At 71.3% G+C, this 25,149-nt stretch carries 21 protein-coding genes; 3 read left to right on the top strand and 18 right to left on the bottom strand.

All coding sequences use genetic code 11. From position 1 onward, the window contains the following. Positions 1-14 precede the first annotated feature (14 nt). On the bottom strand, positions 15-1,235 hold the full coding sequence (locus ACLHRZ_RS22450) for a carboxylate--amine ligase (RefSeq protein ID WP_490420291.1): 1,221 nt from the start codon (positions 1,233-1,235) through the stop codon (positions 15-17). Positions 1,236-1,531: 296 nt separating this feature from the next. Here ACLHRZ_RS22450 and fahA point away from each other — a divergent pair, with 296 nt between their 5' ends. Together fahA and ACLHRZ_RS22440 are read left to right on the top strand one after the other, a co-directional pair. After that, the gene (gene fahA / locus ACLHRZ_RS22445) at positions 1,532-2,707 is read left to right on the top strand and encodes a fumarylacetoacetase (protein WP_490420290.1); all 1,176 of its coding nucleotides are present in this window, start codon (positions 1,532-1,534) and stop codon (positions 2,705-2,707) included. Positions 2,708-2,788: 81 nt separating this feature from the next. After that, positions 2,789-3,286, top strand: coding sequence for a hypothetical protein (locus ACLHRZ_RS22440; RefSeq protein ID WP_490420289.1), 498 nt, complete (start codon positions 2,789-2,791; stop codon positions 3,284-3,286). Between the two features lie 81 nt (positions 3,287-3,367). Here the strand turns inward: ACLHRZ_RS22440 and nuoN are convergent, their stop codons facing one another. From nuoN to ACLHRZ_RS22370, 14 genes are read right to left on the bottom strand one after another with little or no spacing between them, the layout of a single operon-like run. Next, positions 3,368-5,050, bottom strand: a complete 1,683-nt coding sequence (nuoN, locus tag ACLHRZ_RS22435; RefSeq protein ID WP_490420288.1) for an NADH-quinone oxidoreductase subunit NuoN — start codon at positions 5,048-5,050, stop codon at positions 3,368-3,370. Next, a complete protein-coding gene (locus ACLHRZ_RS22430) occupies positions 5,047-6,651 on the bottom strand; it encodes an NADH-quinone oxidoreductase subunit M (RefSeq protein ID WP_490420287.1) in 1,605 nt (534 codons plus the stop codon). The genes nuoN and ACLHRZ_RS22430 overlap by 4 nt, the downstream gene beginning before the upstream one ends. A 3-nt stretch (positions 6,652-6,654) precedes the next feature. Then, positions 6,655-8,637, bottom strand: a complete 1,983-nt coding sequence (gene nuoL, locus ACLHRZ_RS22425; protein WP_490420286.1) for an NADH-quinone oxidoreductase subunit L — start codon at positions 8,635-8,637, stop codon at positions 6,655-6,657. 12 nt (positions 8,638-8,649) lie between these two features. Beyond that, positions 8,650-8,949 (bottom strand): NADH-quinone oxidoreductase subunit NuoK, encoded by a 300-nt coding sequence (nuoK, locus tag ACLHRZ_RS22420; protein ID WP_336413130.1) that lies wholly within the window; start codon positions 8,947-8,949, stop codon positions 8,650-8,652. Continuing rightward, complete coding sequence (locus ACLHRZ_RS22415) at positions 8,946-9,785, bottom strand: NADH-quinone oxidoreductase subunit J (protein ID WP_490420285.1); 840 nt, start codon at positions 9,783-9,785, stop codon at positions 8,946-8,948. The genes nuoK and ACLHRZ_RS22415 overlap by 4 nt, the downstream gene beginning before the upstream one ends. After that, a complete protein-coding gene (gene nuoI, locus ACLHRZ_RS22410) occupies positions 9,782-10,360 on the bottom strand; it encodes an NADH-quinone oxidoreductase subunit NuoI (RefSeq protein WP_490420284.1) in 579 nt (192 codons plus the stop codon). The genes ACLHRZ_RS22415 and nuoI overlap by 4 nt, the downstream gene beginning before the upstream one ends. Continuing rightward, positions 10,353-11,699: an NADH-quinone oxidoreductase subunit NuoH gene (nuoH, locus tag ACLHRZ_RS22405; protein ID WP_490420411.1), complete on the bottom strand. Its 1,347-nt coding sequence runs from the start codon at positions 11,697-11,699 to the stop codon at positions 10,353-10,355. The genes nuoI and nuoH overlap by 8 nt, the downstream gene beginning before the upstream one ends. A gap of 38 nt (positions 11,700-11,737) precedes the next feature. After that, complete coding sequence (locus ACLHRZ_RS22400) at positions 11,738-14,224, bottom strand: NADH-quinone oxidoreductase subunit G (protein ID WP_490420283.1); 2,487 nt, start codon at positions 14,222-14,224, stop codon at positions 11,738-11,740. Then, positions 14,221-15,603 (bottom strand): NADH-quinone oxidoreductase subunit NuoF, encoded by a 1,383-nt coding sequence (gene nuoF, locus ACLHRZ_RS22395; protein WP_490420282.1) that lies wholly within the window; start codon positions 15,601-15,603, stop codon positions 14,221-14,223. The genes ACLHRZ_RS22400 and nuoF overlap by 4 nt, the downstream gene beginning before the upstream one ends. Next, entirely contained in the window at positions 15,600-16,325 is a 726-nt protein-coding gene (gene nuoE, locus ACLHRZ_RS22390) for an NADH-quinone oxidoreductase subunit NuoE (RefSeq protein ID WP_490420410.1), read from the bottom strand. Before nuoE ends, nuoF begins: the two co-directional genes overlap by 4 nt. Positions 16,326-16,345: 20 nt before the next feature. Next, positions 16,346-17,665: an NADH-quinone oxidoreductase subunit D gene (locus ACLHRZ_RS22385; RefSeq protein ID WP_490420281.1), complete on the bottom strand. Its 1,320-nt coding sequence runs from the start codon at positions 17,663-17,665 to the stop codon at positions 16,346-16,348. Then, positions 17,665-18,393 (bottom strand): NADH-quinone oxidoreductase subunit C, encoded by a 729-nt coding sequence (locus ACLHRZ_RS22380; protein WP_490420280.1) that lies wholly within the window; start codon positions 18,391-18,393, stop codon positions 17,665-17,667. The genes ACLHRZ_RS22385 and ACLHRZ_RS22380 overlap by 1 nt, the downstream gene beginning before the upstream one ends. Then, positions 18,390-18,944: a NuoB/complex I 20 kDa subunit family protein gene (locus ACLHRZ_RS22375; RefSeq protein ID WP_490420279.1), complete on the bottom strand. Its 555-nt coding sequence runs from the start codon at positions 18,942-18,944 to the stop codon at positions 18,390-18,392. The genes ACLHRZ_RS22380 and ACLHRZ_RS22375 overlap by 4 nt, the downstream gene beginning before the upstream one ends. A gap of 10 nt (positions 18,945-18,954) precedes the next feature. Further along, positions 18,955-19,314, bottom strand: a complete 360-nt coding sequence (locus ACLHRZ_RS22370) for an NADH-quinone oxidoreductase subunit A (protein WP_171085587.1) — start codon at positions 19,312-19,314, stop codon at positions 18,955-18,957. Between the two features lie 730 nt (positions 19,315-20,044). On the opposite strand from ACLHRZ_RS22370, the gene ACLHRZ_RS22365 reads away from it, so the two are divergent. Next, positions 20,045-20,836, top strand: coding sequence for a C40 family peptidase (locus tag ACLHRZ_RS22365; protein WP_490420278.1), 792 nt, complete (start codon positions 20,045-20,047; stop codon positions 20,834-20,836). Between the two features lie 72 nt (positions 20,837-20,908). On the opposite strand, the gene ACLHRZ_RS22360 is transcribed toward ACLHRZ_RS22365, so the two are convergent. From ACLHRZ_RS22360 to ACLHRZ_RS22350, 3 genes are all read right to left on the bottom strand, one after another. Beyond that, a complete protein-coding gene (locus tag ACLHRZ_RS22360) occupies positions 20,909-21,511 on the bottom strand; it encodes a hypothetical protein (protein ID WP_490420277.1) in 603 nt (200 codons plus the stop codon). 300 nt (positions 21,512-21,811) lie between these two features. Then, entirely contained in the window at positions 21,812-23,095 is a 1,284-nt protein-coding gene (locus ACLHRZ_RS22355) for a geranylgeranyl reductase family protein (protein ID WP_490420276.1), read from the bottom strand. Between the two features lie 76 nt (positions 23,096-23,171). After that, positions 23,172-25,142 carry a serine/threonine kinase C-terminal domain-containing protein gene (locus ACLHRZ_RS22350; protein WP_490420275.1) on the bottom strand — a complete coding sequence of 657 codons (1,971 nt, stop codon included), beginning with the start codon at positions 25,140-25,142 and terminating at the stop codon, positions 23,172-23,174. Positions 25,143-25,149: the final 7 nt, after the last annotated feature.

The raw sequence follows: 25,149 nt of genomic DNA, 5'->3' as shown, positions 1-25,149 counted from the left end.
GTCAAGGCCAGGGCTTATCGGGCGGACTGCTCACCGGCCGCCGCGGCGGCGGCGCGGCGCCGGGAGCGCCACAGCTGCCGCAGGTGCCGGACTCCCGGCCGTACGAACCGGGCGAGCATGGTGAAGAAGGGCTTGATGTCGTCGCGGGCGACCCACGCCAGTTCGGTGCCGCTGGCGCGGGCGGGGGCGTGCGGGGTGGTGTAGCCGCTGCGGCGGTACGCGGCCAGGGCGGGCAGGTCGATGTTCTCGACGACGAAGCGGCGGCCCGCGAGCTGCTCGCCCTCGGGCACCTTGCGGCCGGTGAGGTCGAGGTGCTGGGCGCGGACGACGTCGATGCCGGCCTCGTTCTCGAACATGCGGAACTGGGCGCCCATCCGCGGGTTGAAGTCGAGCAGCTTGTACTGCCCGTCGCGGCGGTCGAAGCGCCAGTCCAGGTCGATGATCCCGCAGAAGCCGATGCGCTTGATGAACTGCTCGGCCATGGCGGCCAGTTCGGGGTTGTCGACGATGTAGGCGTTGGCCGTCATGCCCGCGTGCGGCGGCCAGGAGCGCACCTTCACCCCGGTGAACAGCGCCAGCGGCGCGGACTCGGCGTCGAAGTAGGCGTGGACGATCCAGTCCTCCGCCTCCTCGCGCGGCAGGTACTCCTGCAGGATCACGCCGGGCGCGGGTCCCCACTCCCGGGCCAGGTCCAGCAGTTCGCGGGGGCCGCCGATGCGGGTCGTGCCGTGCACGGCGGGCCTGCGGCGCCGCTCGAAGGCCTCGCGGTTCTTGGCGACCACGGGGAAGCGGGCGACGGACGCGTACTTCTCGACCTCCTCGAACGAGGCCGGGAACAGCGTGGCCGGGGTGGGCACCCCGTGCTCCGTGCACAGCTCGTGCAGCCCCTGCTTGCTCGCGAGTCTGCGGGGCAGCCCCTGCTGGGCCGGAGGGAAGAGGAAGGCCTCCCCGAGCTCCGCGGCGTGCTCGGCGATGAGGACGGCCGCCTCCTCGTCCGTGGGCACCAGCACCGCGGGCCGGCCGATCCGCCGCCCGATCCCCAGCAGGCCGTCGACCAGCTCCTCCGCGGGCTCGGTGCCCGTGGTGGGCCAGACGAAGCCCGCGGTGAGATAGCGGGAGACCGCTGCGGGCGTCCAGCGGTCCTCGGTGACCGCGTACATCGGCACCCCGAGCCGGCCGAGGCTGCGGATCGCGCCCACCCCGCCGTGGTGCAGGGGATAGTCGCCGATCTTCACGATCAAACCTGGTACGGACCGGTCCGCCGCTACGGGCGCGCGCCTGATCGCCACCAGCACCCCCCTCGGCCACCCAGCCTCAGCGGCCCCCCAATGAGTGTGACCCGACTTAGGACGCTACTTCGGAATCGCCGCTTCCAGCAAGGAGTTACCGGACATTGCTCCCGCTTTAGTCGGTGATCGGGCGCCCCTCGAACACCTCTTGCCCTGGAGGAACCACCACGTAATGTGTGGACCGGCCCCAGGGGCCGAACCGGAGCGTCCGGACGTCCAGGAGAAGGCGAGGCAGCATCACCATGCACGTGCAGAGCCCGAGCGAGCTGCCCGAAGGCGACACCTTCGGCGCGGCCACCCTTCCGTACGGCATCTTCAGCACGCCCGACGCGCCGGACCGCCCCCGCGTCGGCGTGCGTTACGGCGACCACGTCCTCGACGCGGCGGCCGCGGCGGCCGCCCACGGCTCCGTGCACGCGGAGCTACTGGCACAGCCCACGCTCAACGCGCTGATGGCCGCCGGACGTCCGGTGTGGGAGGCCGTACGACGGGAGATCCGCGGCTGGCTGCAGGAGCCGTACTTCCTCCCGCTGGACCGGGTGGCGCTCCACCTTCCGTTCGAGGTCGCCGACTACGTCGACTTCTACGCCAGCGAGCACCACGCCACCAACGTGGGCCGCATCTTCCGCCCCGGCATGGACCCGCTCACGCCCAACTGGAAGCACCTGCCCATCGGTTACCACGGGCGCGCGGGAACGGTCGTGGTCTCGGGCACCGACGTCGTGCGCCCGCAGGGCCAGCGCAAGGCCCCCGACGCCGAACTGCCCTCCTTCGGGCCGTCGTTGCGCCTCGACATCGAGGCGGAGGTCGGCTTCGTCGTCGGCACCCCGGCGCCGGCCGCCACTCCCGTGACCATCGGGGAGTTCCGCGAGCACGTCTTCGGCGTCTGCCTCGTCAACGACTGGTCGGCGCGCGACGTCCAGGCGTGGGAGTACGTGCCGCTCGGCCCGTTCCTCGGCAAGTCCTTCGCGACGTCCGTCTCGGCGTGGATCACCCCGCTGGAGGCCTTCGACGCGGCGCGCACGGCCCCGCCGGAGCGTACGTACCCGCTGATGCCGTACCTGGACGACAGCGCGGCCGAACCGGGCGGCATCGACCTGCGGATCGAGGTGCGCATCAACGGCGAGGTCGTCTCGCAGCCGCCGTTCGCCTCCATGTACTGGACCGCGGCGCAGCAGCTGGCCCATATGACCGTCAACGGCGCCTCGTTGCGCACCGGCGACCTCTACGCGTCCGGCACGGTGAGCGGCCCCGAGCCGGACCAGCTGGGCTGCCTGCTCGAACTCACGCAGGGCAAGGGGCCGTACCTCGCGGACGGCGACGAGGTCGTGCTGACGGCGTGGGCGCCGGGCGCCGACGGCGCGCGCATCGGGCTGGGCGAGGTCAGGGGGCGCATCCTCCCGGCGCGCACGGCGTAGCGACGGGCGCGGGGTGCGATCCGGAGGAGCGCTGCTAACTTGTCGTGTCCAGTTCCACGGAGGACGACAGAAGGGCACGCAGTGCGCAAGGCAGTACAGATCACGGGGGCGGCGTGCATCGCCGCTGTGCTGATGACGGGTTGCAGCAAGAGCAGTGACGGCGGCGGCGACAAGGCCGTCGCCGGCACGCAGCCCTCTGCACCGAGCAACGCCCCCGCCCCGGACCCCGGTTCCCACAACAAGGCCGACGCCGCCGCGCTCAACGGCGGCTGGGCCGACGTCAAGTCGGCCGACGGCGCCGTCGGCCTCTACATCGACGGCGCCAAGGCCGCCGTCGTCAACGGCACCCACAGGTGCAGCGGCGGCATCAACCAGGCGAAGCCGCCCACCATCGACCTGACCTGTGCCGACCACGACGACAAGCGGACGCACGGCACCGTCGAGAAGGCCGACGGCAAGACGCTCGTCGTCTCCTGGGCCTCCGGCGCCAAGGACACGTTCGCGAAGGCCGGTATGCCTGGCGGCGCTTCCGGCGGGCAGATGCCGCAGATGCCCGATCTGAGCAAGATCGGGCACTGAGCGGGTAGTTCTCCGGCTGCAGACCGGCTTGGGCCGATCGCGCAGTTCCCCGCGCCCCTTTCGGGGCGCGGGGAAATCCGTTCAGCGCACGAACGTCCCCGCCTGGCCCGCCAGTTCCAGGAAGTACTGCGGCGCCACACCCAGCACCAGCGTGACCGCCACTCCGATCGCGATCGCCGCCGACGTCAGCGGGCTCGGTACCGCCACCGTCGGGCCCTCCGCCTTCGGTTCGCTGAAGAACATCAGCACGATCACCCGGATGTAGAAGAACGCGGCGATCGCGGACGCCAGCACACCCACGATGACCAGCGGCACCGCGCCGCCCTGCGCCGCGGCCTTGAAGACCGCGAACTTCCCCGCGAATCCGCTCGTCAGCGGAATGCCCGCGAACGCCAGCAGGAACACCGCGAACACCGCCGCCACCAGCGGCGAACGCCGCCCGAGACCCGCCCACTTGGACAGGTGCGTGGCCTCGCCGCCCGCGTCCCGCACCAGCGTCACCACCGCGAACGCACCCAGCGTCACGAAGGAGTACGCGGCGAGGTAGAACAGCACCGAGGAGACGCCGTCGGGCGTCACCGCGATGACACCGGCCAGGATGAAGCCCGCGTGCGCGATGGACGAGTAGGCCAGCAGCCGCTTCACGTCCGTCTGCGTGACGGCCACAATCGCACCGATCAGCATCGTGACGATCGCGACGCCCCACATCACCGGCCGCCAGTCCCAGCGCATGCCCGGCAGCACCACGTACAGCAGCCGCAGCAGGGCCCCGAAGGCCGCGACCTTCGTCGCCGCCGCCATGAAGCCCGTCACCGGCGTGGGCGCGCCCTGGTAGACGTCCGGGGTCCACATGTGGAACGGCACCGCGCCGACCTTGAACAGCAGGCCCATCAGCACCATCGCGCCGCCGGTCAGCAGCAGTGCGTCGTTGCCCATGGTCGAGGCGAGCGCCGGGTCGACCGTCGGCGTCGTGCCGCCGACGACCTCGGCGATGCCCGCGTAGGTGACCGTGCCCGCGTAGCCGTAGAGCAGCGCGATCCCGAAGAGCAGGAAGGCCGAGGAGAAGGCGCCGAGGAGGAAGTACTTGACGGCCGACTCCTGCGAGAGCAGCCGCTGGCGGCGGGCCAGCCCGCACAGCACGTACAGCGGGAGGGAGAAGACCTCCAGGGCGATGAAGAGCGTCAACAGGTCGTTGGCCGCGGGGAAGACGAGCATGCCCCCCACCGCGAAGAGCAGCACCGGGAAGACCTCGGTGGTGGTCAGGCCCGCCTTCACCGCCCTGCGCTCGGCGTCGCCGCCGGGCACGGCGGCGCCCTGGGCGGCGAAGGAGTCCACCGGGCGGCCGTGCGCGGCCGGGTCGAGCCGGCGCTCGGCGAAGGTGAACACCGCGACCAGGGAGACGAGAATGATCACGCCCTCCAGGAAGAGCGCCGGCCCGTCGACGGCCAGCGCCCCCATGGCCGCGACGTGCGCCTTGTCGGTGCCGTAACCGGCGGCCGCCAGCGCGACGACGGCGGCGAAGGACGCCGCCAACCCGACGACGGCCAGCACGACTTGGGAGACGTAGCGGGCGCGGCGGGGCAGGAACGCCTCGACGAGGACGCCCAGGACCGCGGCGCCGAGGACGATCAGCGTCGGGGACAGCTGGGCGTACTCGATGTGCGGGCCGGGGATCTTCCGTGGCGCCTCGGCCGCCGCACTTGTCCACAGGCTGTGGACAGCCTGGGCGGCGTGGACGGCTTGCACGGATGCCGGGTGACTCACTTCGCGGCCTCCACATCGTTCGCGTGCACGGGGGGCTTGGGGTCGGTCCGGTCCACCTGCGCCATCGTGTGCGCGACGGCCGGCTCGATCACCCGGGTCAGCGGCTTGGGATAGACGCCGAGGAACAGCAGCAGCGCGATCAGCGGTGCCACGACGGCCAGTTCGCGCACCCTGAGGTCCGGCATCGCGCGCACCGGCTCGCGCACCGGGCCGGTCATGGTGCGCTGGTAGAGCACGAGGACGTAGAGCGCGGCCAGCACGATGCCGACGGTCGCCACCGCGCCGATCGCCGGATAGCGGCTGAACGTGCCGACGAGCACCAGGAATTCGGAGACGAAGGGTGCCAGGCCCGGCAGGGACAGCGTGGCCAGACCGGCCACCAGGAAGGTGCCGGCGAGGACCGGCGCCACCTTCTGCACACCGCCGTAGTCCGCGATGAGCCGCGAGCCGCGGCGCGAGATCAGGAATCCGGCGATGAGCATCAGCGCCGCCGTGGAGATCCCGTGGTTGACCATGTAGAGCGTGGCACCGCCCTGGCCCTGGGTGGTCATCGCGAAGATGCCCAGGATGATGAAGCCGAAGTGCGAGATCGACGCGTAGGCGATCAGCCGCTTGATGTCCCGCTGGCCGACGGCCAGCAGCGCCCCGTAGAGGATGCTGATCAGCGACAGCACCAGGATCGCCGGGGTCGCCCACTTCGAGGCCTCGGGGAAGAGCTGGAGGCAGAAGCGCAGCATCGCGAACGTGCCGACCTTGTCGACCACCGCGGTGATGAGCACGGCGACGGGGGCCGTGGACTCCGTCATGGCGTTGGGCAGCCAGGTGTGCACCGGCCACAGCGGCGCCTTCACCGCGAAGGCGAAGAAGAAGCCGAGGAACAGGGCGCGTTCGGTGACGGTCGCGAAGTGCAGCTTGCCCGCGGCGCGCGCCTGGAGGATCTCGGGGAGGGAGAAGGTGCCGGTGCCCAGCTGGCGGGCGGTGACCGCGTACAGCCCGACGACCGCGGCCAGCATGATCAGACCGCCGGCCAGGTTGTACAGCAGGAACTTGACGGCCGCGTACGAGCGTTGGGCCGCCGCCTCCTCCTCGGTCCGCTCCCCCGCCCGGTCCCCGAAGCCGCCGATGAGGAAGTACATCGGGATGAGCATGGCTTCGAAGAAGATGTAGAAGAGGAAGACGTCGGTGGCCTCGAAGGCGATCACCACCATCGCCTCGACCATCAGGATGAGCGCGAAGAAGCCCTGCGTGGGCCGCCAGCGCCTGGAGTGCGTCTCCAGCGGGTCGGCGTCGTGCCAGCCGGCCAGAATGACGAAGGGCACCAGCAGCGCCGTGAGCGCGATCAGCACCACGGCGATGCCGTCGACGCCCAGCTCGTACCGCACCCCGAAGTCCTTGATCCAGGCGTGCGATTCGGTGAGCTGGAAGGGCCCGGCGGCGTGCGGGTCGAACTGCGCCAGCTGCACGCCGGCGAGGCCGAGCGTGGCGAGCGAGAAGGCCAGCGCGAGCCACTTGGCCGCGGTGCGGCGCGCGGCGGGGACCGCGGCCGTGGCGACCGCGCCGAGCGCGGGCACCGCCGCCGTGACCGTCAGCAGAGAAGTCATGGCTTATACCGCCCTCATCAGCAGGGTCGCGGCGATGAGTACTGCCGCACCGCCGAACATCGAGACCGCGTACGACCGCGCGAAGCCGTTCTGCAGCCGGCGCATCCGGCCCGACAGCCCGCCGATGGAGGCGGCGGTGCCGTTGACCACGCCGTCGACGAGCTTGTGGTCGACGTAGACCAGGCTGCGCGTGAGGTGCTCGCCGCCGCGCACCAGCACGACGTGGTTGAAGTCGTCCTGCAGCAGGTCGCGCCGGGCCGCCCGGACGAGCAGCGAGCCGCGCGGCGCCGTGACGGGCACGGGCGAGCGCCCGTACTGCTGCCAGGCGACGGCGGCGCCGACCACGAGGACGACCATGGTGGCCGCGGTGACCTGCCCGGCGCCGACCGGCGAATGGCCCTCCGCGTGCCCGGTGACGGGCTCCAGCCACTTCAGGAAGGCGCTGTTGATGCTGAACAGGCCACCGGCGAAGACGGAGCCCGCTGCAAGCAGCACCATCGGAACGGTCATGGTCTTGGGCGGGTCGTGGGGATGAGGCATCTCGCCACTGCGCGGGCCGTCCGACACGGCGTCGGACTCGCCATGCGATCCGGCTCCCTCGTGCGCGGCGAAGCTCGCGCCCCTCGCGTTTTCGGCCGCGCCAGCGGCCCACCGCTTCTCGCCGAAGAAGGTCAGGAGCATCACACGCGTCATGTAGTACGCGGTGATGGCCGCGCCCAGCAGGGCGGCGGCGCCCAGGATCCAGCCCTCGGTGCCGCCCTTGGCGAAGGCGGCCTCGATGATCTTGTCCTTGGAGAAGAAGCCGGACAGGCCCGGGAAGCCGATGATGGCGAGATAGCCGAGACCGAACGTCCAGAAGGTCACCGGCATGTACGAGCGGAGGCCGCCGTAACGGCGCATGTCCACCTCGTCGTTCATGCCGTGCATCACCGAACCGGCGCCGAGGAAGAGCCCGGCCTTGAAGAAGCCGTGGGTGACCAGGTGCATGATCGCGAAGACGTAGCCGATCGGGCCCAGCCCCGCGGCGAGGATCATGTAACCGATCTGGGACATCGTCGAGCCCGCCAGGGCCTTCTTGATGTCGTCCTTCGCGCAACCGACGATCGCACCGAAGAGGAGCGTGACCGCGCCGACCGTCACCACGGCCGTCTGCGCGTCCGGCGCCCCGTTGAAGATCGCGGAGGACCGGGTGATGAGGTACACCCCGGCCGTCACCATCGTGGCCGCGTGGATCAGGGCCGAGACGGGCGTCGGGCCCTCCATCGCGTCCCCGAGCCACGACTGCAGCGGCACCTGGGCCGACTTGCCGCACGCGCCGAGCAGGAGCAGCAGCCCGATCGCCGTGAGCTTCCCCTCGCCGGCCTGGTCCGCGTGGGCGAAGACCGGGGCGAAGGCGAAGGTGCCGAAGGTGGTGAACATGACCATGATCGCAATGGACAGGCCCATGTCGCCGACGCGGTTGACGAGGAAGGCCTTCTTCGCCGCCGTCGCCGCGCTGGGCTTGTGCTGCCAGAAGCCGATCAGCAGGTAGGAGGCGAGGCCGACGCCCTCCCAACCGGCATACAGCAGGAGGTAGTTGTCGGCGAGGACGAGCAGCAGCATCGCGGCGAGGAAGAGATTGAGGTACCCGAAGAAGCGCCGCGGCCGCTCGTCGTGCGCCATGTAGCCGACCGAGTAGAGGTGGATCAGCGAGCCCACGCCCGTGATCAGCAGGACGAAGGTCATCGACAGCTGGTCGAGGTGGAAGCCGACGTCCGCCCGGAAGCCGCCGACCGGCACCCAGCTGAACACCGTGACGTCCAGCGCCCGGTTGTCGCCCTTCCTGCCCAGCATGTCGGCGAAGAGCCACAGGCCGAGCACGAAGGACAGGGCCGCGAGCCCGGTGCCCACCCACGGCCCGCTGCGATCGAGCCGGCGCCCGCCGCACAACAGCACGCCCGCGCCCAGCAGGGGCGCCAGGACGAGCAATCCGATGAGGTTCTCCACGTCTGCGTCCCCTTACAGCTTCAGCAGGCTGGCGTCGTCGACCGAGGCCGAGTGGCGGGAGCGGAAGATGCTCACGATGATCGCGAGACCGACGACGACCTCGGCGGCCGCCACGACCATCGTGAAGAAGGCGATGATCTGGCCGTCGAGCGTGCCGTGCATCCGGGAGAAGGTGACGAACGCCAGGTTGCAGGCGTTCAGCATCAGCTCGATGCACATGAAGACGACGATCGCGTTCCGCCGGATGAGCACACCGGCCGCCCCGATGGTGAACAACAGGGCCGCGAGGTAGAGGTAGTTGACCGGGTTCACTTGGCGGCTCCCTGTCCGTGCGCGCTCTCCTCGCTGCGGCCGCTCTCCAGGCGGTCCTGTGCCCGCTGCTCCAGCGCGGCGAGCTCGGCGAGGGCCTCGCCGGACACGTCGCGGACCTGGCCGCGGGCGCGCAGCGTCGGGTTGACGGTGAGCTCGGACGGCGTGCCGTCGGGCAGCAGGCCGGGGACGTCGACCGCGTTGTGCCGGGCGTAGACGCCGGGCGCGGGCAGCGGGGGGACCTGCGTGCCCGTGCGGACGCGCGCCTCGGACAGCTCGCGCTGGGTGGCGGCGCGCTCGGTGCGCTCGCGGTGGGTGAGCACCATCGCGCCGACGACCGCGGTGATGAGCAGCGCGCCGGTGAGCTCGAAGGCGAAGACGTACTTGGTGAAGATCAGCGCCGCCAGCCCCTGGACGTTTCCGCTGGAGTTGGCCTGGCCGAGCCCGTTGAACCGGCGCAGCGCGGCGTTGGCGATGCCCGCGACAAGCAGGATGCCGAAGCCCAGGACGCACAGTCCGGCGAGCACGCGCTGGCCCTTGATGGTCTCCTTCAGGGAGTCCGCCGCGGTGACGCCGACCAGCATGACGACGAAGAGGAACAGCATCATGATCGCGCCGGTGTAGACGACGATCTGCACGATGCCGAGGAAGTAGGCGCCGTTGGCCAGGTAGAAGACCGCGAGGACGATCATCGTCCCGGCGAGGCACAGCGCGCTGTGCACGGCCTTCCTTATCAGCACCGTGCCGAGCGCCCCGGCCACGGCGATCACGGCCAGGATCCAGAACTGCACGGCCTCGCCGGTGGACGTGGCCGAGACGGCGTCCGCGAGGGTGCTCATGCCTCCGCCCCTTCCTGCTCGGGACGTTCACCCTCGGAGACCGCCGGCTGCCGGACCGTGCCCGGCGCGGCCTCCGTCACCAGCCCCCGGTAGTAGTCCTGTTCGGTCATGCCGGGGAAGATCGCGTGCGGGCTGTCGACCATGCCCTCTTCGAGGCCGGCCAGCAGCTCCTCCTTCGTGTAGATCAGCGACTCGCGGCTCTCGTCGGCCAGTTCGTACTGATTGGTCATCGTCAGCGCGCGCGTCGGGCACGCCTCGACGCACAGGCCGCACAGGATGCACCGCAGGTAGTTGATCTGGTAGACGCGGCCGTACCGCTCGCCCGGGGAGTAGCGCTCCTCGTCGGTGTTGTCCGCGCCCTCCACATAGATGGCGTCCGCCGGGCAGGCCCAGGCGCACAGCTCGCAGCCGATGCACTTCTCCAGGCCGTCGGGATGCCGGTTGAGCTGGTGGCGGCCGTGGAAGCGCGGCGCGGTCGGCTTCTTGTACTCCGGATACTGCTCGGTGAGCCGCCTCTTGAACATGGCCTTGAAGGTCACGCCGAAGCCGGCCACGGGGTTCTGGAATTCAGACACTGCCCCCCGCCTCCTTTCCGTCACTCAGAGTGTCCACCCCGCCACTGACAACTGCCTCCCGCTCCCGGCGCGGCCGTCGCCGCGGCACCGGCGGTGCCTCCTGGCCCGGCAGCGGCGGCACGGGGAAACCGCCCGCCATCGGATCGAACGGACCTGCCTCCGGCCCCACTTGGCCGGCGGGCACCCCGCCCGCGTGCTTCCCGCCGCCGTCCCGGTCCCGGAAGACGTCGACGAGGAAGGACAGCAGCAGCACCGCGAGCACCGCGCCGCCGACGTAGAGCACGATGTCCTGGAAGTCGTAGTTCTCGTTCCGCAGCGCCCGCACGGTCGCGACCAGCATCAGCCAGACCACCGAGACCGGGATGAGCACCTTCCAGCCCAGCTTCATCAGCTGGTCGTAGCGCACCCGCGGCAGCGTGCCGCGCAGCCAGATGAAGAAGAACAGCAGCACCTGGACCTTGATGACGAACCACAGCATCGGCCACCAGCCGTGGTTCGCCCCCGGCCACACCGCGGAGAGCGGGTACGGGGCCTGCCAGCCGCCCAGGAAGAGGGTGGTCGCCACCGCCGAGACCGTGACCATGTTGACGTACTCGGCGAGCATGAACATCGCGAACTTGATCGACGAGTACTCGGTGTTGAAGCCGCCGACCAGGTCGCCCTCGGACTCCGGCATGTCGAACGGGGCCCGGTTCGTCTCGCCGACCATCGTCGCGATGTAGACGAGGAAGGAGACCGGCAGCAGCAGGACGTACCAGCGGTCGTGCTGCGCCTCGACGATCGTGGACGTCGACATCGAGCCGGAGTAGAGGAAGACCGAGGCGAAGGCCGCGCCCATCGCGATCTCGTAGGAGATCATCTGTGCGCAGGAGCGCAGCCCGCCGAGCAGCGGATAGGTCGAGCCGGAGGACCAGCCGGCCAGCACGATCCCGTAGATGCCCACCGAGGCGACGGCCAGGATGTAGAGCACCGCGATCGGCAGGTCGGTGAGCTGCATGGTGGTGCGGTGGCCGAGGATCGAGATCTCGTCGTGCGCGGGCCCGAAGGGGATCACGGCGATGGCCATGAACGCGGGGATCGCGGCCACGATCGGGGCCAGCACGTAGACGACCTTGTCCGCGCGGCGGACGACGACGTCCTCCTTGAGCATCAGCTTGATGCCGTCGGCCAGCGACTGCAGCATGCCCCACGGGCCGTGCCGGTTGGGGCCGATGCGCAGCTGCATCCAGGCCACGACCTTGCGTTCCCAGACGATCGAGAACAGCACGGTCAGCATGATGAACGCGAAACAGAACACGGCCTTGATCAGCACCAGCCACCACGGGTCGGAGCCGAACATGGACAGGTCCTCGGCGGCGAGGACCGTGTGCGGGACGTTCACGACTGCACCTCCGGAGTCGTCGCGGGGCCGATGCGGACCACCGCGCCGGGCTGGGTGCCGGTGTCGGAGGCCACGCCCCCGCCCGTGGAGTTCAGCGGCAGCCACACCACCCGGTCCGGCATCGCGGTGACCTTCAGGGGGAGTTGGACGGAGCCGGCCGTGCCGGTCACCCGGAGGACGTCGCCGTCCTCGACCCCGGCCTCCTCCGCCGTCGCCGCCGACACCCGGGCGAGGGCCGCGTGCCGCGTGGCGGCCAGCGCGTCGTCGCCCTCCTGGAGCCGGCCCCGGTCGAGCAGCAGCCGGTGCCCGGCGAGCACCGCCTCCCCGGCCTGCGGCCGCGGCACCGGGCGCGCGGGCTCGGAGGGGCCGGCCGCCCACTCGCCCCGCCAGCGGCCCAGCCGGTCCGACTCGGTCCGGACGGACGGGACATCGGGCAGCGCCAGATCCACGTCCATGGCGGCGGCCAGCATGTGCAGCACGCGCGCGTCGGGCATGGGCTGCCGGGTCGTCGCCTGGTCCGGCCGGACCGCCGCCTCGAACGGGCGGGCCCTGCCCTCCCAGTCGAGATATGTGCCGGGCTTCTCGGCCACGGCCGCGACCGGCAGCACCACGTCCGCCCGCTCCGTCACCTCGCCCGGCCGCTGCTCCAGGCTCACCAGGAACCCGACCGCGTCCAGCGCCTCCCGCGCCCGCGCCGGGTCCGGCAGGTCCGCGGGCTCCAGCCCGGCCACCACCAGCGCGCCCAGCTCGCCCGTGGCCGCGGCCTCGACGATCTGGCCGGTGTCCCGCCCGGGGCTGCGCGGCAGTTCGGCGACGCCCCAGGCGGCCGCCGTCTCCTCGCGCGCCCGCGGGTCCGTCGCCGGGCGCCCGCCCGGCAGCAGCCCCGGCAGGGCGCCCGCTTCGAGCGCGCCCCGCTCGCCCGCGCGGCGCGGGATCCACACCAGCGCCGCACCGGTCGCCCCGGCGGCGGCGACGGCCGCGGTCAGCGCGCCCGGCACGCCCGCCAGCCGCTCGCCCACGGCGATCACCGCGCCGTCGGCGCGCAGCGCCTCGGCGGCCGCGCGGCCCGCCGTGTCCAGTCCGGCCGACAGGCCCGCCGTGTCGGCGAGCGCCTGCAGCCACTCGGTCTCGGTGCCGGGCGCCGCGGGCAGCAGCGTGCCGCCCGCCTTCTCCAGCCCGCGCGTGGCGTGCGTGGCGAGCGCGAACACCCGCAGCCCGCGCTTGCGCCACGCCTTGCGCAGCCGCAGGAAGACGCCGGGCGCCTCCTCCTCGGCCTCCAGCCCGACGAGCAGCACCGCGGGCGCCTTCTCCAGCGCCGTGTACGTCACTCCGCTGCCGTCCAGGTCGCGGCCACGGCCGGCGACGCGGGCCGCGAGGAAGTCGGCCTCCTCGCCGCTGTGCACCCGTGCCCGGAAGTCGATGTCGTTGGTGTCGAGCACGACCCGCGCGAACTTCGCGTAGGCGTAGGCGTCTTCGAGCGTCAGCCGCCCGCCCGTCAGCACCCCCGCCCGGCCGCGTGCGGCGGCCAGCCCGCGGGCCGCCGCCTCCAGCGCCTCGGGCCAGCCTGCCGTCTGCAGCACCCCGTCGGCGTCCCGCACGAGCGGCGTGCCCAGCCGGTCCGGCCGCTGCGCGTAGCGGAACGCGAAGCGGCCCTTGTCGCAGATCCACTCCTCGTTGACCTCGGGGTCGGGCGAGGCGAGCCTGCGCATCACCTTGCCGCGCCGGTGGTCCGTACGCGTCGCGCAGCCGCCCGCGCAGTGCTCGCACACGGACGGCGAGGAGACCAGGTCGAACGGCCGCGCGCGGAACCGGTACGCCGCCGAGGTGAGCGCGCCCACCGGGCAGATCTGGATGGTGTTGCCGGAGAAGTACGACTCGAAGGGGTCGCCCTCGCCGATGCCGACCTGCTCCAGCGCCCCGCGCTCCAGCAGCTCGATCATCGGGTCGCCCGCGATCTCGTTGGAGAAGCGCGTGCAGCGCGCGCACAGCACGCACCGCTCCCGGTCGAGCAGCACCTGCGCGGAGACGGGAACCGGCTTCTCGTAGGTCCGCTTGCGGCCCTCGAAGCGGGAGTCGGCCTGCCCGGCGGTCATCGCCTGGTTCTGCAGCGGGCACTCGCCGCCCTTGTCGCAGACCGGGCAGTCGAGCGGGTGGTTGATGAGCAGCAGCTCCATCACCCCGCGCTGCGCCTTCTCGGCGACGGGCGAGGTGAGTTGCGTCTTGACGACCATGCCGTCCGTGCACGTGATCGTGCAGGAGGCCATGGGCTTGCGCTGGCCCTCGACCTCGACGATGCACTGCCGGCAGGCACCGGCCGGCTCCAGCAGCGGATGGTCGCAGAACCGCGGGATCTCGATCCCGATCATCTCCGCCGCACGGATCACGAGGGTGCCCTTGGGCACCGACAGGGCGATCCCGTCGATGGTGACGGACACCAGATCGTCCGCAGGAGGCGCGCTGGGCGTCTGTTCAGTCACGGTCATGCAGGCACCTCCGGGTGCGGCTGGTCGGCCCACACAGTGGACTTGGCGGGGTCGAAGGGGCAGCCCTTGCCCTTGACGTGCTGCTCGTACTCGGCGCGGAAGTACTGCAGCGAGGAGAAGATCGGGCTCGCCGCGCCGTCGCCGAGGGCGCAGAAGGACTTGCCGTTGATGTTGTCCGCGATGTCGGCGAGCTTGTCGAGGTCCGCCATGCGGCCCTTGCCGGCCTCGATGTCGCGCAGCAACTGCACCAGCCAGTACGTGCCTTCACGGCAGGGCGTGCACTTGCCGCACGACTCGTGCGCGTAGAACTCCGTCCACCGGGTGACCGCGCGCACCACGCACGTCGTCTCGTCGAAGCACTGCAGCGCCTTGGTGCCCAGCATCGACCCGGCGGCGCCCACGGCCTCGTAGTCCAGCGCCACGTCCAGGTGCCGGTCGGTGAGCAGCGGGGTCGAAGAGCCGCCCGGCGTCCAGAACTTGAGCGTGTGGCCCGGCCGCATCCCGCCGCTCATGCCGAGCAGCTGGCGCAGCGTGATGCCCAACGGGGCCTCGTACTGGCCCGGGTTGGCGACGTGGCCGCTCAGCGAGTACAGCGTGAAGCCCGGGGACTTCTCGCTGCCCATCGAACGGAACCATTCCTTGCCCCGGTTGAGGATCGCCGGAACCGAAGCGATGGATTCGACGTTGTTCACCACAGTGGGGCACGCGTACAGGCCGGCGACCGCCGGGAAGGGGGGCCGGAGCCGGGGCTGGCCGCGGCGGCCTTCGAGGGAGTCCAGCAGGGCGGTCTCCTCGCCACAGATGTACGCGCCCGCCCCGGCGTGCACGGTGACGTCGAGGTCGAGTCCGCTGCCGAGGACGTTGCGGCCGAGATAGCCTGCTGCGTAGGCCTCGCGCACGGCCTCGTGCAGCCGGCGCAGTACGGGGACGGTCTCGCCGCGCAGGTAGATGAAGGCGTGGTCGCAGCGGATCGCGTAACTGGCGATCAGCATCCCCTCGATGAGGGAGTGCGGGTTGGCGAAGAGGAGGGGGATGTCCTTGCAGGTGCCGGGCTCGGACTCGTCGGCGTTGACGACGAGGTAGTGCGGCTTGCCGTCGCCCTGCGGGATGAACTGCCACTTCATCCCGGTCGGGAAGCCGGCGCCGCCGCGGCCGCGCAGCCCGGAGTCCTTGACGTACGCGATGACTTCGTCGGGCTGCATGGCGAAGGCCTTGCGCGCGCCCTGGTAGCCCTCGTGCCGCAGGTAGGTCTCCAGGGTCCAGGAGCGGGGCTCGTCCCAGAAGGCGCTCAGCACGGGCGCGAGCAATTTCTCCGGACTCGTCTCTCCCCCACTGCCTTCGGCGTGGGCGGTGCCCCCATACTCGGGTGCCATGGTCATCCCTCCCCCTCCTCGGACGTCTGCGCGGACGGTGCGGGGCGCGGGGGGCCGACGCGCGAGGCGCCCTCGCCCTTGGCCAGCCGCAGGCCGGCCAGCGTGGCGGGTCCGGCACCGCCGCTCGCCTCGACGGCGCCCGGGCGTTCGTCGGGGAAGCCGGCGAGGATGCGCTCGGTCTCGCGGTACGTGCAGAGCGGGGCGCCGCGCGTGGGCTCGACGGTGCGTCCGGCACGGAGGTCGTCGACGAGCTTCTTGGCGCTCTCGACGGTCTGGTCGTCGAAGAACTCCCAGTTGACCATCACCACGGGCGCGAAGTCGCAGGCCGCGTTGCACTCGATGTGCTCCAGCGTGACCTTGCCGTCCCCGGTGGTCTCCCCGTTGCCCACGCCCAGGTGCTGCTGCAGCGCACCGAAGATGGCATCGCCGCCCAGCACCGCGCACAGGGTGTTGGTGCAGACCCCGACCTGGTAGTCGCCGCCCTGCTTGCGGCGGTACATGGTGTAGAAGGTCGACACCGCGGTCACCTCGGCCGTGGTGAGCCCGAGTTGCTCCGCGCAGAAGCGGATGCCGGTGCGGGTGACGTACCCCTCCTCGGCCTGCACCAGGTGCAGCAGCGGCAGCAGGGCGCTGCGCCGGTCCGGGTAGCGGCCGATCAGTTCCTCGGCGTCGGCCTGCAGCCGGGCCCGCACCTCGGCCGGGTAGTCGGGGGCGGGCAACTGCGGCATGCCCAGCTCCACGTCACTGCTCACCGGTCGACGCCTCCCATCACGGGGTCGATGGACGCCACGGCCACGATGACGTCGGCCACCTGGCCGCCTTCGCACATGGCCGCCACGGCCTGGAGATTGGTGAAGGAGGGGTCGCGGAAGTGGACCCGGTGGGGCCGGGTGCCGCCGTCGCTGACGACGTGCACGCCCAGCTCCCCCTTGGGCGACTCCACGGCCGCGTACACCTGGCCCGGCGGGACCCGGAAGCCCTCGGTCACCAGCTTGAAGTGGTGGATCAGGGCCTCCATGGAGGTGCCCATGATCTTCTTGATGTGGTCGAGGGAGTTGCCGAGCCCGTCCGGCCCCAGGGCCAGCTGCGCGGGCCAGGCGATCTTCTTGTCCTCGACCATCACGGGCCCGGGCGCGAGCCGGTCCAGGCACTGCTCGACGATCCGCAGCGACTGGTGCATCTCCGCGATGCGGATCAGGAAGCGCCCGTAGGCGTCGCTGGTGTCGGCGGTGGCGACCTCGAAGTCGTAGCTCTCGTAGCCGCAGTAGGGCTGGGCCCTGCGCAGGTCGTGCGGCAGGCCCGTGGCACGCAGTATGGGCCCGGTCACGCCGAGGGCCATGCAGCCGGCCAGGTCGAGGTGGCCGACGTCCTGCAGCCGGGCCTTGAAGATGGGGTTGCCGGTGGCGAGCTTGTCGTACTCGGGCAGGTTCCGGCGCATCTTCTTCACGAACTCGCGCACCTGGTCCACCGCGCCGGGCGGGAGGTCCTGGGCGAGCCCGCCGGGGCGGACGTAGGCGTGGTTCATCCGCAGGCCGGTGATCAGCTCGAAGACGTCGAGGACGAGTTCGCGGTCCCGGAACCCGTAGATCATGATCGTGGTGGCGCCGAGCTCCATGCCGCCGGTGGCGATGGCCACCAGGTGCGAGGAGATTCGGTTCAGCTCCATGAGCATGACGCGGATGACGGAGGCCCGTTCGGGCACCTGCTCCTCGATGCCGAGCAGCTTCTCGACGCCCAGGCAGTACGCCGCCTCGTTGAAGAACGGCGTCAGGTAGTCCATGCGCGTCACGAACGTGGTGCCCTGGGTCCAGGTCCGGTACTCGAGGTTCTTCTCGATGCCGGTGTGGAGGTAGCCGATGCCACAGCGGGCCTCGGTGACGGTCTCGCCGTCGATCTCCAGGATCAGCCGGAGCACTCCGTGCGTGGAGGGGTGCTGGGGACCCATGTTGACGACGATGCGCTCGTCGTCGCTCTTCCGGGCGGCGTCGGCGACCTCGTCCCAGTCGCCGCCGGTGACCGTGTAGACAGTGCCCTCGGTGGTCTCGCGGGGGCTGGTCGGTGTGGACATCAGGAGTACGACCTCCGCTGGTCCGGAGCCGGGATCTGGGCGCCCTTGTACTCGACGGGGATGCCGCCGAGGGGGTAGTCCTTGCGCTGCGGGAAGCCCTGCCAGTCGTCGGGCATCATGATCCGCGTGAGGGCCGGGTGGCCGTCGAAGACGAGGCCGAAGAAGTCGTAGGCCTCGCGCTCGTGCCAGTCGTTCGTCGGATAGACCGCGACGAGCGACGGGAGGTGCGGATCGGCGTCGGGGACGCCCACCTCCAGCCGGATCAGCCGGTTGTGGGTGATCGAGCGCAGGTGGTAGACGGCGTGCAGCTCGCGCCCCTTGTCTCCGGGGAAGTGCACGCCGCTGACGCCCGTGCAGAGTTCGAAGCGCAGCGCCGGGTCGTCGCGCAGGGTGCGGGCGACGCGCGGCAGGTGCTCGCGGGCGATGTGGAAGGTGAGTTCGCCGCGGTCGACGACCGTCTTCTCGACGGCGTTCTCCGGGACGAGCCCCTGTTCCTCCAGGGCGCCTTCGAGCTCGTCGGCCACCTCGTCGAACCAGCCTCCGTAGGGCCGGACCGCCTGGCCGGGCATGCGGACGGTGCGGACGAGTCCGCCGTAGCCGCTGGTGTCGCCGCCGTTGGCGGCGCCGAACATGCCGCGGCGGACGCCGATGACCTCGCCGGAGTCCTCGCGCTGGGCCGGGACCTGCTCCTCGGGGGCCTGTCCGTTCGCGCCGGGGGTCTCGCTCACTGCAGCAGCCCCTTCATCTCGATGAGCGGCAGGGCCTTCAGCGCCTTCTCCTCCGCCTGCTGCTCGGCCTCCTCGCGGTGGGCGCCGAGCTTCTCGTTCCGGATCTTCCGGTGCAGCTTGAGGATCGCGTCGAGCAGCATCTCCGGGCGCGGCGGGCAGCCGGGCAGATAGATGTCGACGGGGACGATGTGGTCGACGCCCTGGACGATCGCGTAGTTGTTGAACATGCCGCCGCTGGAGGCGCAGACGCCCATGGAGATCACCCACTTGGGGTTGGGCATCTGGTCGTAGACCTGCCGCAGCACGGGCGCCATCTTCTGGCTGACCCGCCCGGCCACGATCATCAGGTCGGCCTGCCGGGGCGAGCCGCGGAAGACCTCCATGCCGAAGCGGGCCATGTCGTAGCGGCCCGCACCGGTCGTCATCATCTCGATGGCGCAGCAGGCCAGGCCGAAGGTGGCCGGGAAGACGGACGCCTTGCGCACCCAGCCGGCGGCCTGTTCGACGGTGGTCAGCAGAAAGCCGCTGGGCAGCTTCTCCTCGATTCCCATGGCGCTCCCCCTAGTCCCATTCCAGGCCGCCGCGACGCCATACATAGGCGTAGGCGACGAAGACGGTGAGCACGAAGAGGAGCATCTCCACGAGCCCGAACAGCCCCAGGGAGTCGAAGGTGACGGCCCAGGGGTAGAGGAAGACGATCTCGATGTCGAAGACGATGAAGAGCATCGCCGTCAGGTAGTACTTGATCGGAAAGCGCCCGCCTCCGGCCGGATGCGGGGTCGGTTCGATGCCGCATTCATAGGCCTCGAGCTTGGCGCGGTTGTACCGCTTGGGCCCGATGAGCGATGCCATGACCACGGAGAAGACCGCGAAGCCGGCACCGAGGGCTCCCAGTACGAGGATGGGCGCGTACGCGTTCACCGCTCCTCGCTCCTTCCAGTCTGTCGACGCTGACTGCTGGCTGACCGGACCCGGCGGGCTCACCGCCCTCCCTGGGCCGCCCGAAGATCGGCCGCATGTGAGGCAGTTCACAAGCCCGGGTCGCGTGCATCCTATGCCCGCCGGTCTGTGATCTGCGACACGGGGTACGCAACCGTGTTTGTGATCTTCACCACCTGACGAACGATCATCAAGTCGGATGAGCGGTGAGCTACGCACACGAAGCGCGCGAGTGATCACGACAGGTGACATTCAGCCACGTCGGTGCTGGTGACAGGGGTGAGCCATTATCAATCAGGGGCCGGTGCGAGCAAATTGGCTTCACGGGTCATCAACTGATAAAGGAGCACGACCCGATGGAGCGAAGGGGGTCGACGGCACCCCTCCGTCGCATTCCGCGCTCGCCCTCACGTTCGGTGCACAAAGTTCCAGCAGGGGCGGTGGGGGCGTGAGCTCTGCCACGCGCCGGGGGGTTTGGTGGCCGGATTTTTCGGACAGCCTCGACGGGGGACCGGAAAAAGTGGTAGGACGGCCGCCGCGCAGCCGGCGAGCCCAAACGCCGTGCTGAGGCGCCCGATCGGGGGTGCGGCGGGGTTGTACGCCGTGACCCTCCTGTGATCAATAAGGCCGAAATCTCGGCGCGTACACGCCAATTGTGGCGCACGTCACGCTTCTTGAACTCAACCTGCGCGGACTGATAGTCCGTTGTCCCATGTCCCCGAACGCGCACATAACCAGCCACCGGAAGCCCCGTCGTCCCGCGACCCAGTCGTGGGTCGTCCGCACGGGTGTTGCCGGTGGCGTCCTCAGCACCCTGGCCGTCGCCGGCGCGGGTTCCGCCACCGCAGCCGAGAAGCCCGCCGAGGCCACCATGGAGATGCCGGCGTTCAACGCCGAGATCTCCGCCTCCATCGCGCAGAGCGCGGTCGCCACGCAGCAGGCCGCTGTGGACTACCAGGTCCGCGCACAGGTGGAAGACGCGATCGACCACGCCAAGGCGGACGCCAAGAAGGCCAAGGACGAGGCGGAGCGCAAGGCGGAGGCCGAGCGCAAGGCCGCCGAGCAGGAGCAGCGCGACGCCGATGCGCGTGCCTCGCGCTCCTCGGACCGCAGCTCGCTGAGCACGAAGTCGGAGTCCTCCTCCGCCACGGGCAGCAGCGCCACGCTGATCAGCTTCCTGGAGGCCCAGGTCGGCAAGGCGTACGTCATGGGCGCCACCGGCGGCTCCTCGTACGACTGCTCGGGCCTGGTCATGGCCGCGTACAACCAGATCGGCATCGATCTGCCGCGCGTCTCCCAGGACCAGTCGACGGCCGGCACCCAGGTGGGCCTGGACAACCTCAAGGCCGGCGACATCCTCTACTGGGGCTCCGCGGGCAGCGCGTACCACGTCGCCGTCTACATCGGCGGGGGCAAGTTCATCGGTGCGCAGAACCCGAGCTCGGGCGTCGTCGAGCGCGACATGAGCTACTCGCCGCCCACCGGCGCGGTGCGCGTCATGTGATCGGGGTTCGTTCGTGTGAAGGGCCGCCGCTCTCCCGCTCGGGAGCGGCGGCCCTTCGCGTTGCGCGGCGTGTCATGACATGCAGGCCACTCTGACGGCGTCGGCCACCCCCTCGGTGTCCTCCCGGACCGTCCGCGCGACGTCGCACCCGGCGTCGGCGACGATCGTGTCCGTCTCCCTGACACCGGGGACGCCGGCATGGCTTGTGATCTTGGAGTGCCGGGTGAGGTGGATGGTGTCGCCGCCCTGGCCGCCGCGGATCCTGCCGTCGACGATCCCGTCGACGTCGATGCGGTCGTCACCGCCCTGCCCGTCGACGGACCCGGTCTCGCCGATGCGGCCGGACCGCGTGACGGTGATGCTGTCCTCGCCGCCGCCGGCGCGGATGTCGCCGTCCATCTCCCCGGTGACGGTGATGGTGTCGTTCCCGCCCTTCGCGTCGACGACGGTGCCGGGTTCGACGCGGGAGCAGACGATCGTGTCGTCCCCCGGCGTCCCCTCGATCAGCCGCCCCGACCGGTGCACCCCGTTGACCGTGCAGTCCGTCACCGCGTGCGCGGGCGTCGCCGCGAGCGCGGCGGCGGGAAGTATGACGGCCGTCGCGACGACGGCGATACGCACGGTACGGGCACTGACGGCTCGGGCGGCGACACGGGCGGTGCGGGTGAGATCCACGGAAGCGCTCCCCCTTCGGGACGAATCAGACCATTGCGATATCTCCCCCGAAATACGGGCCGCAAAGCGGGAGTTAGGGGGACACGATGGGGTGATTCGGGGTGCGCCCCATCAGGGGCGCGGGGAACTGCGCGACAAGCCACGATGCACCCGCGGACGACGTGCTGCCCACCAGGGTGGTGCGTCGGCTGCAGGCCGTCGGTGGCTGATCGCGCAGTTCCCCGCGCCCCTGACGGGGCGACGAGCCCTACGAGCGAGGCGCCACCTTGGTAAGGCCGAGCTAGAGGTGGTCCCGCATGATCATGATTTGGGTGCCACCTTGCTCAGGCCGTTGATGATGCGGTCGGTCGCGTCGCCGCCCGTCGGATCCGTCAGGTTCGCCAGCATCTTGAGCGTGAACTTCATCAACAGCGGGTGCGTCAGGCCCCGTTCCGCCGCCAGCTTCATGATCTTCGGGTTGCCGATGAGCTTCACGAAGGCGCGGCCCAGCGTGTAGTAGCCGCCGTAGGTGTCCTTGAGGATCTTCGGGTAGCGCTGCAGCGCGAGCTCGCGCTGGGCGTACGAGGAGCGGGCGTGGGCCTGGACGATGACGTCCGCGGCGATCTGGCCGGACTCCATCGCGTAGGCGATGCCCTCGCCGTTGAACGGGTTGACCAGGCCGCCCGCGTCGCCGACGAGGAGCAGGCCGCGGGTGTAGTGGGGCTGGCGGTTGAAGGCCATGGGGAGGGCGGCGCCGCGGATCGGGCCCGTCATGTTCTCCGGGGTGTAGCCCCAGTCCTCCGGCATCGAGGCGCACCAGGCCTTGAGGACCTCGCGCCAGTCGAGCTCCTTGAAGGCGGCGGTGGTGTTGAGGACGCCGAGGCCGACGTTGCTGGTGCCGTCGCCCATGCCGAAGATCCAGCCGTAGCCGGGCAGGAGGCGGTGCTGCGGGCCGCGGCGGTCCCAGAGTTCGAGCCAGGACTCGAGGTAGTCGTCGTCGTGGCGCGGGGAGGTGAAGTACGTGCGCACGGCGACGCCCATCGGGCGGTCCTCGCGGCGGTGCAGGCCCATCGCCAGCGAGAGCCGCGTGGAGTTGCCGTCGGCCGCGACGACGAGAGGGGCGCTGAAGGTGACGGGCGTCTTCTCCTCGCCCAGCTTCGCCTCGACGCCGGTGATCCGGCCCGTGCGGTCGTCGACGACCGGGGCGCCCACGTTGCAGCGCTCGTACAGCCGGGCACCGGCCTTCACCGCATGGCGGGCGAGCTGCTCGTCGAAGTCGTCGCGCTTGCGGACGAGGCCGTAGTCGGGGAAGGACGCGAGGTCCGGCCAGTCGAGCTGGAGGCGGACGCCGCCGCCGATGATGCGCAGGCCCTTGTTGCGCATCCAGCCGGCTTCCTCGGAGATGTCGATGCCCATCCCCACGAGCTGCTTGGTGGCGCGCGGGGTGAGCCCGTCGCCGCAGACCTTCTCGCGCGGGAACGCGGTCTTCTCCAGGAGGAGGACGTCGAGACCCGCCTTGGCCAGGTAGTACGCGGTGGTGGAGCCCGCCGGGCCCGCACCGACGACGATCACATCGGCAGTGTGTTCGGTACGCGACTCGGTCACGGAGGGCTCTCCCGAAGGCTCGATCGGTGCTGACCTGTGCAGTCTAGGGGGGTGGGCCGGACCGTCTTCGGGCGGTTCAGCCGAAATCGACCGGCATCGTCGACCAGGTGCTCAGCGCCGTCTCGAAGACCTGCGGCGGGCCGGTCCAGTGGTCGTCGCGCCCCTGGAAATACACGGCGTATTCCGTGCCCGCCTCGTTCACGTACGCCTGGTCGACGGCGTGCATCGTGCGGCCGGTCGCCCTGTCGGTCCAGGTGAACTCCCAGCGGGCGCCGGGGTGTCCCTGGAAGGTGTTGGCGGTGAGGGCGACGCGCCGGTAGCTGCCGGTGCGCTGCTGCAGGGTCTTCTCCAGGTCGGTGAAGTGGTCGTACGCGGACTGCGGGGACTTGAGGAGCAGGCCGACGCGGAGGTACGAACCGCCGGTCGGGGCCGAGTAGTCGATCTGGTGCGTGCCGGACTCCGTGCGGATCCAGCGGTCGGGGACGGCGAGGCTGAAGCCGAGCGGGTCGTGCTGCACGACGTAGCCGGAGGGGGCGCCGGCCTGCGGGGTGGCGGGAACGGTGGATGCTGCCGGTACCGGCTCGTCCGACGGGCCGATGACGACGCGCTTGTCGTCGTGCCGGGCCGTCTCCGCGCCCCGGGCCCGCGCGGCGCTGTCGTGCCGGTGCAGCATCAGCCCCGCCACCGCGGCGCCGCCGACGACGAAGGCGGCGAGGCCCGCGGCCGCGAACAGGGCGGCGCGGCGGCCCGGCACCGGCATCCGGGCGGGCCGCACGGCCCGCCCCAGGGTCCCCGACAGCACGCCGGCCAGCAGCACCGCCCCCGCCGTCCACAGCGTCCCGAACAGCAGCAGCTCGCCCGCGTTCGTCGCCACGCGCGCGTCCACGGTGGTGTGCGCCCCGAGCGCGAACCGGGTGCCGGCCGACATGTGCAGTGACGCCCCGGCGGCGAAGGACAGCAGCCACAGCGCGGCCAGGAAGAATGCGCCGGCCAGGGCCTGTTCGCGGCGGTCGGCCGAGCGCCGGGCCGCCAGGACGGCGAGGAGCAGCGCGCACACCGCGCCCACCGCCAGCGCCCCGGCCTGGGCCCAGCCGCCCGCGGAACCGGCCGCGTGGCCGAGTTCGGAGAGGCCGAAGGCGCCGCCCTCCTCGCGGCCGCGCGTGGTGACGGAGCCCTCGACCCCCGCGCCCCAGACCAGCCCCAGCCCCATCAGCCCCAGGTTGACCAGCACCAGGAGCGAGGCGAACAGGCCCGTGCCGCCGCCGGCCCGGCCCTCGTGCTCGGCCAGCACCACGAACGCGACGACGGCGCACAGCGCCACCGAGAGCCCAAGGGCGCGCAGGGCCGTGCCCCACGCCCGTCCAAGACGCAGTGCGCCCGGTCCGAGCCGCGCGCGCAGACGTTCACGGCACAGCACCGTGCCGCTCACCGCACCCGCGGCCGCGCACGCGAACAGCGCCGCCGTCACCGGGCCGCTGTCGACGGAGAGCAGCGGCACCTCCGGCCGCCCGTACAGGCCGAGCGCCAGCACGGTCGCGCCCGACAGCAGCGCGATCCGCACCGCGGCCTCCGCGCCGCCGCCCTGCGCACGGTGCAGCCGCCGGGCGCCGAGGGCCACGGCGCCCGCCCACAGGACGGTCACGGTCAACGGCCAGACCGACAGCGAGCCGTGGCCCCGCACGAGCAGCGCGAGCAGCCCGCCGCTGCTGCGGGTCTCGACGTCGAGGCTGCCGCCGAGGCCCTGCACCAGCAGCGCGAGGGTGGCCTGGAAGCGGTCGGACCAGTGGGTGAACTGGCCGCGGTCGTACTTCCCGTAGGACGGGACCGAGAGGGCGAGCGCGAGCGCGAGCAGCAGGGCCGTCGGCCACAGCGCGGCCCCGGCCGACCCCGCCCAGCCGGCGCCGAAGGTGCGGCGCACGAACAGCGCGGCGGGTGACGACGGGGCGGACGCGGCGGGGTGCGCGCCCGGCGCGTACGAGGGCAGGGGCGGCGCCGGGGGCGGGGGCGGTACGGACGGCCTCGGCGGCTCGGACGACGACGGCGGCATAGGGGCG

The organism is Streptomyces sp. AM25 (assembly GCF_058146165.1).
This window is presented reverse-complemented; position numbering and strand designations above follow the sequence as displayed.

Coding starts and splice junctions, on each gene's coding strand:
- fahA (WP_490420290.1), top strand. CDS start 1,532: ATGCACGTGCAGAGCCCGAGCGAGCTGCCCGAAGGCGACACCTTCGGC.
- ACLHRZ_RS22430 (WP_490420287.1), bottom strand. CDS start 6,651: ATGACTTCTCTGCTGACGGTCACGGCGGCGGTGCCCGCGCTCGGCGCG.
- ACLHRZ_RS22415 (WP_490420285.1), bottom strand. CDS start 9,785: ATGAGCACCCTCGCGGACGCCGTCTCGGCCACGTCCACCGGCGAGGCC.
- nuoH (WP_490420411.1), bottom strand. CDS start 11,699: ATGTTCGGCTCCGACCCGTGGTGGCTGGTGCTGATCAAGGCCGTGTTC.
- ACLHRZ_RS22400 (WP_490420283.1), bottom strand. CDS start 14,224: ATGACCGTGACTGAACAGACGCCCAGCGCGCCTCCTGCGGACGATCTG.
- nuoF (WP_490420282.1), bottom strand. CDS start 15,603: ATGACCATGGCACCCGAGTATGGGGGCACCGCCCACGCCGAAGGCAGT.
- nuoE (WP_490420410.1), bottom strand. CDS start 16,325: ATGCCGCAGTTGCCCGCCCCCGACTACCCGGCCGAGGTGCGGGCCCGG.
- ACLHRZ_RS22385 (WP_490420281.1), bottom strand. CDS start 17,665: ATGTCCACACCGACCAGCCCCCGCGAGACCACCGAGGGCACTGTCTAC.
- ACLHRZ_RS22375 (WP_490420279.1), bottom strand. CDS start 18,944: ATGGGAATCGAGGAGAAGCTGCCCAGCGGCTTTCTGCTGACCACCGTC.
- ACLHRZ_RS22365 (WP_490420278.1), top strand. CDS start 20,045: ATGTCCCCGAACGCGCACATAACCAGCCACCGGAAGCCCCGTCGTCCC.
- ACLHRZ_RS22350 (WP_490420275.1), bottom strand. CDS start 25,142: ATGCCGCCGTCGTCGTCCGAGCCGCCGAGGCCGTCCGTACCGCCCCCG.